The sequence below is a fragment of the Bacteroides sp. UBA939 genome, assembly GCF_002293435.1.
In the GTDB taxonomy this organism is placed as follows: Bacteria; Bacteroidota; Bacteroidia; order Bacteroidales; family Bacteroidaceae; genus Bacteroides.
This window is the reverse complement of the sequence record NZ_DBDF01000124.1, coordinates 1-13,181: the sequence shown is the minus strand read 5'-3', so window position 1 is coordinate 13,181 and position 13,181 is coordinate 1. Positions and strand designations below refer to the sequence as shown.

Annotated in this window: 6 protein-coding genes; all 6 read right to left on the bottom strand. The window is 43.6% G+C overall.

Translation table 11 applies throughout. The features are described from left to right. Positions 1–202: 202 nt before the first annotated feature. The 6 genes from pelA to B2Z67_RS08155 all read right to left on the bottom strand — a co-directional run bounded on the left by pelA (position 203) and on the right by B2Z67_RS08155 (position 12,897). Positions 203–2,065: a pectate lyase gene (pelA, locus tag B2Z67_RS08180; protein ID WP_291529332.1), complete on the bottom strand. Its 1,863-nt coding sequence runs from the start codon at positions 2,063–2,065 to the stop codon at positions 203–205. Between the two features lie 103 nt (positions 2,066–2,168). After that, positions 2,169–3,824: a DUF5123 domain-containing protein gene (locus B2Z67_RS08175; RefSeq protein WP_291529331.1), complete on the bottom strand. Its 1,656-nt coding sequence runs from the start codon at positions 3,822–3,824 to the stop codon at positions 2,169–2,171. A 19-nt stretch (positions 3,825–3,843) separates the two neighbouring features. Continuing rightward, on the bottom strand, positions 3,844–5,982 hold the full coding sequence (locus B2Z67_RS08170; RefSeq protein WP_291529330.1) for a RagB/SusD family nutrient uptake outer membrane protein: 2,139 nt from the start codon (positions 5,980–5,982) through the stop codon (positions 3,844–3,846). A gap of 12 nt (positions 5,983–5,994) precedes the next feature. Then, entirely contained in the window at positions 5,995–9,240 is a 3,246-nt protein-coding gene (locus tag B2Z67_RS08165) for a SusC/RagA family TonB-linked outer membrane protein (protein ID WP_291529329.1), read from the bottom strand. Positions 9,241–9,283: 43 nt separating this feature from the next. Beyond that, positions 9,284–10,348 (bottom strand): pectinesterase family protein, encoded by a 1,065-nt coding sequence (locus B2Z67_RS08160; protein ID WP_291529328.1) that lies wholly within the window; start codon positions 10,346–10,348, stop codon positions 9,284–9,286. A 47-nt stretch (positions 10,349–10,395) separates the two neighbouring features. Further along, entirely contained in the window at positions 10,396–12,897 is a 2,502-nt protein-coding gene (locus B2Z67_RS08155) for a glycoside hydrolase family 95 protein (RefSeq protein WP_414630793.1), read from the bottom strand. Positions 12,898–13,181 lie beyond the last annotated feature (284 nt).

The window sequence follows — 13,181 nt, the reverse complement described above, 5'->3', positions numbered from 1 at the left end:
AAAAGAAAGATAAAACTCTGTGTCTCTGTGACTCTGTGTTCAAGCATAAATTCTCATTTATGACGAGACACTTATGAATAATGCAGGATAAAAAAGAGGATGTGAGCTTTTGCCACACCCTCTTTCGCCTGAAAAGAACGTCTAACAGAGTCTCACGACTTCATTGAGACATGCCTATGTGAATATCCGGTAGATAATTCTTCTAAATCCCATGCTTCTGCCTCCATGCCGGGTATAATGTTTTGATGGTATTTTGCGGCCAGTTGCCCAAATACTGATAACTGACTCTTCGCAAGGCGTTCAGGGATAATATCGGTAGAGATAGTCCATGTTGCCCTTCGACGGCATTGTCGGCATCTTCAAAGACATATAAGAAGCGGTAGAACAGATAACCTAAATCATTGTCGTATATGCCATGAACCGGTTTGTAGGCATAATCCGGATTGTAGGATTCTCTGGCATTTTCGCTGTAGTTGAAGGAATAAGTAGTGCCGTCAATCACAGCGTTCCGTCTCGAATTCTTCAAATCATTGAAATGCTTGGTGTACACCCTTTCTGCCACTTCACCGCCGAGTTGGATAAACCGCCCCCACATGTCATTGCCCGGTGAATCCTGTACGACACGATCTATTGTAGTAGAACCACTTTTTACGTCAACCACTTTCTTATTGGGTATCTTTACGGACTCCAGCCATGCAACGGCGGCTACTACCGCATCTTTTATCTCTTGCGAAGGCTCTTCTATTTCCATCAAGAATTTAAGAACATCATTACCTTCGGCGCCTGAATATGAAGGATGTTCGTGCGGACGCCCCACAGCGGGATCCAGCGTGTATTCGTCATGCTGCGCACCCCAAAAGGTCTTTACTCCGTCAACTACCACCTGACAGTCGAGTATACACTTCACTCCGGCATCATAAGAAGCTTTGGCTTTTTCCGCAACACCTTCCTCTACAATATCCGCAAAGTCGTCGCTGTCTTTATATACTTCTCCCAATAACCGCAGAATGTTGGTCATCAGATTGTCGTTGAATGTAATACGGTCGCTGTACCCTCCTCTTAACGGATAGTATTGCGGCCAACCGCCGGGAAGAGCGTTGAGGTTACCGGCATTCGGATATTGTGCGCCAATCAGGAAGTCGAGGCCTTTACCAAATGCTTCTTTGTAACGTTCGTCTTTTACGTATTTGAACATCTTTGCCAGGAATCTCATTTCCGTAGTGGTGGCGTCATTGTCAAGGCAAGCCATCTTCGCCGACTCGGTAGAACCTTTCTCTGATACGATAAGTATTTTCTCGATGTCGGTAAGAATGAGGTGCATGTTGATGTTCTTCGGCCATCCTCCGGCATTTTTCTGGTATAAAAGTACGTTCTCCGCAACTTCTTTAGCTTCGTTGGAACTATACCAGGCGGCGGGTCTTGAGGTAGCTATGGATACCCATGTCTGATTTGGCATTGACGAAGAGAAGAATTCTTGCGAGATAGTAACCTTTTTGTTTATCGTTCCATTCTTCTGGCGAACAGTCAACTCGGCGTTTCGCTTTACCTTGTTGTTGTTGAGCTTTACTGTGAAAGTAACGGAGGTGGCTGTTTGGGTCGATGTTCTGATCCACCCTTGTGCCGTCACCGGTATCTCAACCTCCCATTCCATGTTTTGGGCATTTACTTGAATTGTAAAGTCGTTACCTTCAGGAACAATCGTTGCACTTAACGGACTAACTGCTAAGGAAAAGATTGAACCGGCTTGGGATATCTCTAAAGGAATATTCTTTGTTCCGTCGGTTACGGTTGCGGTAGTACTTCTCTCTTCCGTATCCGGATTTGCTGAAATGATGATAGTAACCAGATTTTCACCGCTACCTTTCGTTGCAGAAAAACGTACCCAACTTACATCGCATTGGATAGACCAACTACCCGAAGATGAAATGGTTATTACCTCCGCAGTTCCGGTATAAGGCGCTGCGAATGCTTCTTTGGATACGGACAGGTTGCTGATAATGGCTTCTTCTTTGTCTGAACAGCTAATAAACAGGAACAAAGAGAGGAGAATGTAGATTTGTTTCATGGTATTTGTTGTATTGAGTAATAAGGGCTGCCCAATTGCTCGGACAGCCCTCAGGAATTAAAAACAATCTTTTACCTATTTAAGCTCTCTATTTGAATCTATTTTAGTCAAGTGTCCACCATCTGGGGTCACCTGCGCTGTTGGCACCGGCAAAGCGTGCACCTTCTTTGAGATGGAAGTCGCCGTTGCGCGGATCAACGAACAGGTCTTCGCCACTCATATCCACTTCCGTAATGTTGGTGAATGGGTATGACTTCCATGTCCACTCGTTCGTTTTGTAGCAACTGGTGAAGTCCATTTGGTACGTATTGTTGTAAATGGCTTCCAGTGCAGCATCGTTATTTGTTCCGGTGAAGATGTTGTTCGTCATCTGCATAGATACCGGTGCATTACGCCATCTGATCAACTTAGGTAAGCCGGTTGTATAATTACAGAACGTAACATGATCCATGATAACCATATCGTGTATTCCCTGAATATCACCTAACTGGTCACCGATTTCCCTCATTGTTGAGTTGGTAATGGAAAGCAATTTCAGGCGCAAATCACCGTTACCTGTATTATAGAATCCGTAACCACCTACTGCAACGTTGAATATCACACAGTTATCGACTATGAAGCTGTTGACTTCAATTGCAGCGGACAAACGTACCAAACTACGATTGATTTCCATGATTTCGCAACCCGTGAACGATACATTCTTGAAATGTCTATCCGCATTGTCTATGTTAAAGAAGTACGCACTTCCATTTCTATCTCCATCTATACTGATATTTTGGAATTTGATATTTTGTACTATACTATCCAATCTTACAGCGTGCAGGAAGAGTTTAGGTAACTCTGTTGTTATTGAGGCACCTGTAAAGTATAAGTTATCAATTCCTTTGGGTACATTGATCTGACCAATCTCGTATCTTGTATCACCCGGCAATACTGGGAATATAAGTAGAATGTCTTTTATTTTCTGTCCAGCTTTCTCTGTCAAGAGTTCATTGATGCTGGAACCTGTTGCTGCCGGGTCTACGATGATTCTTTCATAGTACCTCATACCGGTGGTTGATATTGAGAGCGAACCTCTGAGTTGATCATCAAGCATTACCCGGATGTCGTACATGGTTCCTGCATCCAGACCAGTCAAGGTTGCAAAACCGGCACTTTGTTCCTCTGAAGTTAGTGGGCGTTCCTCAAATACTGTTTCTGCTACTTCTTCACCTTCTACATTTTGGGGACGTACACCATAGAGTATCTTGTTGATTGGTCTTTGCACATCCCAGTACAGCGTGATGCTGTTTGTGGTAGCTATGCTCCGGTATACTACCTGCTCAGCCGGGGTATCAAAACTGAGTTGAACGTATCCGGTTTCTTTATTATTCACGTCGGTCGCTTTCATGCGGACAGAATACCGGGTTGTACCTTTCAAATCTTCAAAGATGGTACGATATTCTCTTTTCGTAGGAGCTACATTGTCATTGTAGACCGTCAACGTGTCAGCCAGGATGTCCACTGTACGGACAATATTATTGAATAGCAGACTATCACCTTCACTGAATTCAAATGTATATTTGACGGCATCGGTCACTCCCTTATAGTTTAATTCTATAGTTGTAGCTCCTAATCTTGATCGTGAAAATCCTGTAGAGCGAAAAGGCGCTTCGTAACTTGGGTCTATCGGCCAGTTATTCACATCCTCATCGCACGAGATGGTGCATACCGAGAGGATGGCACATAATATTAAGGTATATATATGTTTTATTTTCATACTTTCTAATTGTTTTTATTTAGTATCCGTAAGAATTCTTCAGAAAACCTTTTGATTTGGTTATATCTTCGTAATAGATAGCGTACAAGTGACGATAGTTACAAACGCCATTACCACCGGTAGCACCAACCTTATAGCTTTCGTATCTTGACTTGATAAGGTCTCCATATTTCAATTGGCTGAATAACGCATCGTAGTTGTAGGATGATCTTAAGCCTGAACCACAAATAAGTATCTTACAAAAATTTTCTATAGTTCCTGTGTTTTCATCAACATAATTGGCTTCTGTCATCCAATAGGGGTTCGGAAACCAATCTACTTCACGCCAGATTGTGGGATCGGGATTACCTCCTGTTACTGAGGTATAGAAATTAGCTGAGTTACGATCGACAAGGTTAGGATTATACTTATCTCCTGCATCCAGAGGAGGACGACCTTCAAAATAAGTTTCGTCTGTATATTTATAATATACTTTCGCTGGGAATTGACCGGCGTTATAGGTCTTATCGAATATCTTCACATCGTGATTACCATCCAGCATCTTCACCAATGCTTCTTTCATGTCTTCGATTTTCTTGTCCAACATACCCCAACGTACCAAATCAAGTTTGCGGATTCCTTCACAACCAAATTCCCAAGCGCGTTCGTGCATGATGGCTTCCAGAAAATCTTGATCATAGTTGGTGATTTCCGGTGACCCGGCGCCAAAGGCCCTCTCACGTACTTTCTCCAATGCAGCAGCAGCGCTCAAACCGGCAGTGGTATTTGCAGACGTTGCACTGCCTTCCGCACCATAGCGAGCTTCGGCAAACATCAGATAAATATCGGAATAACGCATCAGGATCCAGTTGATACCGGTCGGGACACGGCTGGTAGATGTCAAACAGATTGACCTATAGTTATCGTTTGTCCAGAAGAAATTCCATTTGGCGAACTTCAAATCCAAGGGATTGGTTGTCATAAACTCTTCAATAGTATTCGAGTTGTTACCGTTCTTTCCGAACTTTGTCCAAGTAACTGCTGTGTCGCGGCGTTTGTCTGTCGGACTGAAAGAATAGAAATAGTATGCATTAGTAGCAGCGTACGTACCACCGAAGCTACCGCGGTTACCCCAACCCAAGTCTCCATCTTGTGGAGATCCCATCAGAGTTCCGATATCACCGGTTTGTCCTACACCATTTGCACATTCAAACAGGTTTTCGTTGAAAGGATTAACACCCAGACCGCATACTGTTTTCCAAATATTGCTATAGTCAGGGTCAAGACTGTGTGGATTTTCCGTATCAGCGATCAATTCGGCACATTGCTGTTCGGCAATCTTATAATAATCTTTCCAGTTTTTCGGACGCCCTACATAGTATCCGTTCATAGCTTCCATTCCCGGCAGGTTACCGGAGTATTCTTCTATGTTGCTCTTGTCAGGGAATTGATTACCATCGCGAACAGACCAACCACCGGCAAACAGCGCAATACGCGCCAACAATCCTTTGGCAAATCCCTTATTCACACGCTCTACCGTATAATCGGGTACAACTCCTACATAAGGAAGATAGTCGATAGCTTCCTGCATATCAGCAATAATAACATCATAGATACTGTCACGACTGATCTTATCCATATATACGTTTGACAGGTCGGAAGCTGATGTCTCACTACGGAAAGGTACGTCTCCCCAACGGCGAACCAGTTCAAAATATGCCAATGAACGCATCACCAGGGCTTCGCCGAGATAGCGTTTCATTGCATCGGGTTTTGTATTGAGCAAGTCCGAATTGCGGATACCTTCAACTGCGGTACTACCCAATTCGGCTAATTTGAAAAGGTCTGTCCAAACGGTTGTATTATTGTTCGCATTATCCCAGAAGTTTTGCGCCGGTGTATCACCACTGGCAGTCTTCAACGTAGCAGAGTTGGCAAAGCCACTGGCAAACTCGATATCCGAATTACCTTGCCAGTTTACAGACATCTTCTGTCCGTAAACATTTGTCACATTTAATTGGGAATACACCCCCATAATGGCCGAGCGAGCCATTCCTTCGTTATTAAAAACGGTTGTAGAAGTTTGCTTGGAGGGCGATTCCGTATCCAAGTAATCTTCGCAGGCGGTAAATATTAACAAGCCTGCAACAAAAAGTAGATAGATTATATTTTTTTTCATATATGTAAAGCGTTAGAATGTTACATTAAGTCCAAAAAGGTATGTACGAGCTTTCGGATAGGCGGATAAGTCGGTACCGGGTCTGAGAGGATGTCCGGAAGTATCTACCTCGGGGTCTTGACCGGAGTATTTAGTCCATACATACAAGTTGTTCACTGTTCCGTAAACACGCAGGTTCTGTATACCTACTTTCTGAGTCAATTGTTTAGGAAGCGTATATCCCACAGTAAGATTGCTAAAACGAAGGAATGAACCGTCTTCTACAGCCCAGTCGGTAGTAGCCATACCATTTTCCAACGGATGCCAGATCTTGGCGTTACGGTTCAACTCTTCAAGCTTCACAGGGTCAGCATACGTACCGTGGTAAATGTTATACCCGGTTTCCGGATCGATAGTTGTAAAGCGTTCACCCAGTCTCATGATTGTTGACATGTTCTGATAACGTTTCGAACCGGTATATGTGGTATAGTCCATCTTGTTAGCATTCAACACATCGTTACCGTACGAGAAGTTGAACATCGCTGCTAAGTCAAAGCCTTTCCACTGTCCGTTCAGACTGAAACCTCCGGTGAATTTGGGTAATGCACGGCCAATTATCGTACGGTCATGATCGGCATCAATCTTACCATCGGGAACCCCGTCAGGACCACTCAGGTCTTTGATTTTAATATGTCCGGGGCCGAAGTAATCGCCTGAAGAAGTGAATACTCCTCTGGGGTCTAACACACCATCATTCAAGTCCCATCTCTTTGTTCCGCTGTTGAATGTAAAGTCATCGAATGAATAGAAACCATCGACCTTATAACCATAAATTAGTCCAATTTCATCACCTACGAACGTACGGTAGTTGTCACGACCGTAATCATTACCGGTCATAGCGTTAGAGGAACTGATTAATACGTTACCACCGTCCAAGCGATCCACATTGTTATTATTGAACGCAATGTTGAAGTTCATACCCAAGAAATAGTCTTTTCCCTGAAGTGCCGTGGCATCAAGATTAAACTCAATTCCCTTGTTAGTGGTTTGTCCTACATTCTGGTATTGATATTGATAACCGGAAGTAGAAGGAAGCTGTATTTGAAGGATCAGATCCTTAGTTACATCCTTATATAAATCAATAGTCAGGTTGAAACGGCTTGAGAACAAGTTGATATCCAACCCTAAGTTCTGCGAATATTTAGTCTCCCAAGTTAACCGCTCGTTACGCAACGTATTGCTGGGTTGTAAACTACTTTGCGGAGTTTCCCCCATCCAATATAATCTTCTGGAGTCGGTTACCGGTGAGAAATCCTGACGCCAATAAGATCCTACACGAGCATTACCGGCCGAACCATAGCTAAAGCGAAGTTTCAAGTTGTCGATCCATTCTTTGTAAGACTCCATAAAAGGTTCTTCCGAAATACGCCATGCCACTGAACCCGACGGGAAAAATCCGAATTTTTCATCTGGAGAAAATACACTCGTACCGTCGTAACGCCCCGTAGCGGTCAGATAGTAACGACTTTTGTAGTTGTAGTTCAAACGACCGAAAAAAGACTCCGTGCGCTTTGGTTCATCAATAACCGTATAGGTTGGCAGTGCATTACCATCGTTCCACATTGCCAATACATAATCTTCCGTATAGTCAACAGGAAAATAGTCGGAACTCACATCCATTTTGTTCATTTCGGTATCATTAAACTCGATACCGGCCGTAAGATCAACATTGTGATCTTTGGCTATGGTTGTTTTATAGTTTGCATAAGCACGGTAGGTATAACGGAAACCATCCTGATTCATTCGTTTGGCAACGGGCATACCACCTTTACCTGAGGCTTCACCGGTTTTATTGAGAAATATGTTGTCGGTCTTGTTGAATATATAACTGTATGTACCTTCAGTGCGGAGGTTGAAACCTTTGAACACATCCCAACTCAAAGCGACATTATATGTGTTGTTAAATTGCAATTGCCTCTTGTACTCGTTGGCAATATTATAATAAGGGTCGTTCAGATTTGTGATATTTCCTACGTTGTAGTCATCACCCAAATCACCTTCAGTTAACTCTTCAAGGGTTCTCACCACCGGAAAACGAATAGCATCGCGTAGTTTACTTCCGCTTGACACGCTTGCCCCGTTCATTACGGTACGGGTCAGTTTAGATTGAAACTCCAATCTCAGCGCCTTATTAATTTTCCGGGTGAATTTTACATTTATATTATCACGCACATATTCGGATCCAATCATAATATATCCTTCATTGTCACGAATGTAACTAAGGTTGTATGTCATCTTATCATCACCACCCATTATACTCAATGTATAGTTCTGCTTCACATCGGTGCCTCCGAATAACTTATCCTGCCAGTTCTCACCTACCATGGATTTGTAGATATTAACATCTTCCCACTGACCATAACGGTCAAAGAAAGCAGCATTGGTTGTCGGGTCAAGCTCTTTCTGCATATACACATATTCGTAAGGAGACATGACAGGATATTGATTATACATCTTGCTAAAACCTATTGATGCATCGAAGCTCACCTTTATTTTGCCGGCTTTACCGGTCTTAGTTGTTATAAGAATAACACCATTTGCACCTTGAGCACCATAAATTGCTGTTGAAGAAGCATCTTTCAATACGTCGATCGTCTCAATATCACCGGGAGGAATATCATTGATACTATTTACCTGGAAACCATCCACAATAAATAACGGATTGTTATCCTGTGTGATTGAACCTCCTCCACGCACACGGATATTAATGGTTGCATCGGGAGAACCCTGCGTCGTAGTAACGTTTACCCCTGCCAGACGTCCGGTGATGGCAGCGGCGGCAGATGTTACGGGAATATCTTTCAATGTACTTGCTCCTACCGAAGCTACAGAACCGGTCAAATCGGCTCTACGTTGTGTACCATAACCGATTACCACTACTTCATCAAGCGTTTTAGCATCATCTTTCAATGTAATGGTCTGTAGCTTTTCAGAATTAGCTGTTACCTCCAAATCTCTCATCCCAATAAATGATATTTTTATTTTTGCATTTTTAGGAACGCTCAACGTGAAGTTACCATCCAAATCGGTGATAGCTCCGTTTGCAGGTTTGTCTTTTTGCACTACGGTTGCACCGATTACCGGATCCCCGAAATCATCGATAACAGTTCCTTGCACTGTGATGTTTTGCGCCGACATTCCAATGGGGATCATCAGCAAGAACGCCAATAGCCAGAGAAATCGTCGTTCTCTGATTGTTTTTACTTGTTTTTCTTTCATAAATTAAATAATTAATTATATAGTTTGGATAGATAGATTGTGATCACCAATTTCCGATTTCACCCAGAACTTTTTCCACAGTGTACTCTTCGGCTTCTTTCTCTGTTAATTCCTTAATGCCAGCCCATTTAGCACGTTTGCTCATATCCGCCCCTTTGCCGGTATTATTGTATTCGTACAAGTGCAAATCTGTGCTGGTAGAGGCGTATTCCATATTCCAAATGGTAGGCCAGCCTTCCGGATGCATTTGTTCGCACATTACGGAATTAAGAATGGCGACTTTGGGATAGTTATGCCAGGGACGTCCTATGGCAATAGGCTTTCCGTCGTCTCCTTGTCGTGGGCTATGGTCAGCATAAGTGAAACTGCATTCATTAAAAACGAAACCATACTTTTGTTCTTTGGAAGTTGAAGGAGCTGTAATCCAACCGCCGCCCCAACTGCGTATCTCACACGCTTGGAAGTAACCGATGCCTCCACCGTAGATGTAATCAGTGCGTCCTACTACCAGGCAATTTTCAAAATAACTACGCTTACCGCTTGTCCATAAGTAAACTGTATCTTGATAACCCAGAATGTCGCAGTTGCTAAAGATAAGTTTATCACCACATACAGTAACTGCCAATGCTTGTCCTACCGGGCCGGCTGTGTTTTCCAGCGTCAGATTTTCCACCCTGCAACCGTCTGCCATAATGGTCAATGTAGCCGAAGTGCGAATAAGTTGTGCATTGTCTTTCCATAAAGCCCACGACTCTGCCGGACACTTATTGCCCGACTCCGGACTTTTGCAATCATAAATGTGGTAACTGACTATTGTCTTTGAACGGTCTTCTCCTTTCAAAGTCAGGTTCTTTTTAGCCTCCGGGATGATTAGCTTCTCCTGGTCGTACTTGCCATTCTTTATATAAATGACAAAACGCTCGTTACTATTATCCGGAGCAGCATTGATAGCGGCTTGCAACGAAGTATAATCTCCGCTTCCGTCTTGGGCAACTACCAGATTGGCTTCAGTCGATGCTTCATTACCAACTTCATTTGTTTTTCCTACTCCGCTGTTTTTGCAGCAACAGAGTAAAAAGCAGCACAATACAATTAATGTGTTCCTCATACTTATTTCTCTTTAGTTTTAAATATAGATTTTGATATGTTCTTACTTTATTTCAACGAAAAAACTAATACTTCTCCCGCCTGTGTCGGGCAGTCGTACAGGTTTACGTTACGAAGTTTCACTCCTTGCAAAGGCGCTCTTTCACTAATCATAGGGCGGGCAATCTGTTGATACACGAATAAAGGATTGGCATTGGCCGACTCTTTTTTCGCTTCCGTCATTTCTCCATCCTGCAATGTCAACGAGTTGTAAGAGCGCAAGCGCAGATTACCGCCGATGGTAGACTTAATCACCGCTTTCACTAATTTTCCGTCTTTCCAGGTCATTTCTTCAATGAGGAATCCTCCGCGTGCGCGCAGTCCTTTTACGCTTCCATCTTTCCATTCGGTAGGCAAGGAAGGTAACAGGTGTACCGCTCCGTCGTGGCTTTGCAGCAACATCTCGGCTATACCTGCCGTACATCCGAAATTGCCATCTATCTGGAAAGGCGGGTGAGCATCAAACAAGTTGGGGTAGGTACCTCCGTCTTGTCCCCTCTGTATTTCGGGGCTTACGTAGTTCAGTTGATTTTTGATTAATTTATAAGCATGGTCACCGTCGAGCATACGCGCCCAGAAACAAACCTTCCATCCCATAGACCAACCTGTAGAAGGGTCGCCACGTTGGATAAGCGTATTGCGTGCCGCTTCAAAAAGCACGGGCGAGCGATAGGGAGAAATCTGATATCCCGGATACAATCCCCACAAATGAGAGATGTGGCGGTGGTGATCCTGCGGATGATCCCAATCTTCAAACCATTCTTGTAACTGTCCGTATTGTCCTACCTGCATGGGCGGCAACTGGCTGCGCATGTCTTTCAATGTATCACAGAATTGGGCATCCTGTTCTAATATTCCGGCAGCCTCGCAAGTATTGGAGAACAAATCAAAAACAAGTTGGTTGTCCATCGTGATACCGGCGAATACATTACTTTTCTTCTGTATCCAACGCGGAGAGTTTTCAGGAGAATTGGAAGGAGTAACTACGAGATATCCGGTATTGGGGTCTTCCACCAGGAAGTCTACAAAGAACAGGGCGGCGCTTCGCATGATGGGGTAGGCTTCTTTGAGAAACTCTTTGTTGCCCGAGAACAAATACCTGTCCCACAAGTGCTGACACAGCCATGCGTTTGCCACAGGCCATACGCCACAATAAGAACGGTCTACCGCACCGGTCATACGCCACAGGTCTGTATTATGATGTAATACCCATCCGCGGCATCCATACATTTCGCGGGCGGCTTCCTGTCCGTTCTCGCTCAATTCTTTCACCATTTGAAGGAATGGCTCGTGCAGTTCTTCCAGATTGGTTACTTCCGCCGGCCAGTAATTCATCTCGGCATTGATATTGGTGGTATAGTTACATCCCCACGCCGGATTGACGGATGCATTCCATTTCCCTTGAAGGTTGGCAGGCTGGTTGCCCGGCTGTGAGCTGGAAATCAACAGATAACGTCCAAACTGGAAATACAGGGCGAGCAGGTGCGGGTCGTAATTGGTAGATGATTCTTTGATGCGTACATCCATCGGTTTATTGGCTTGATGCGTCCATCCTAAATCCAGTTTCACCCGGTCGTACTGTTGCTTGTAAGCTGCTATGTGTGCCGCTTTAGCTTTTTTATAGTCTTTTCCGGCATTCTTCATATAGTCTTCATTCCGTTGATACGGATCGGCAGATATGTCTTTATAGTTTACAAAGTTGGTAGCCATTGATATGTACAGCGTGAGTTCCGTTGCGTCTTTTACAGACAATAAGGTATCGGTGGCTACTACTTCTCCTCCCCGGTTTTTCACCTTTAAGTCTGCACAATAGTGCACTTTGCCCGGGAAGAACTTGCTGCCCTTGGTTATTCCTTCCAGGCGGAGTTCCTTTTTTCCTTGAATACTATATTTCGGTTCGGGCATGGGGGTATTAAAGAAAAGTTCGCAATTGATAGCTTTCGGGCGGGATGCCTGTATGCGTACAATGATAAGCTGGTCGGTCAGGGAGGCGAATGCTTCTTCTACAAATTCTACACCATCTGCTTTATAGCGTGTGGTAGTAATAGCCTGGTCGATGTCGAGTTCACGATAGAAGTCGGTAATTTCTTTGCGTTCATTATAACGTATTTGCAGGCTACCTACTGTTTGATAAGGCATTTCGTTGCCCACTTGCGACAGTAATTTCTCTCCGCCCATATTCTGAGCTTCCTCATATTTACCTGCGAAAATCAATTCTCTGATTTGGGAGAGTGCCGCTTTACCTTCTTTGTTATAGTTCTGATAGGGAGAACCGGCTGAGACAGTTTCTTCGTTCAACTGAATTCTTTCCATATACGGATCGCCATATATCATGGCGGCAATACGACCGTTTCCTATAGGCAAAGCTTCTTCCCAATATTGGGCGGCGTTATTATACCATATCTTATAAGGGGTGTTTTGTGTATTATCAGGTGTACCTTGTGCGAAAGCGTTCATTGCTGTCATGGCAAGGAGTAGTGTCCTAAATAGCACTTGCGTGATGTTTTTCATAATCTTATTTATTAATATTAATGAGTATTACGGTATTTTCTGATGCAAAAGTCTTCTTTTAAAAGCGGATTCAGGGGGACTTTTTGTTAGAAAAGGTGGAATCGGTGAATTCCTCTTTAAAAAAATATGCTTTTTGGAAGCTCAAGGCGTTGATTCTACCTTATATGCAAAAAATCCATGTTCGCTATATGAGGTTCGTCTATTTTTGGCTACGATTGTTTTTTGTGTGAATATAATGAGTGAAGTTTTGCAGTGATAAGAGATAAGTGGTTAGTGATAAGTGG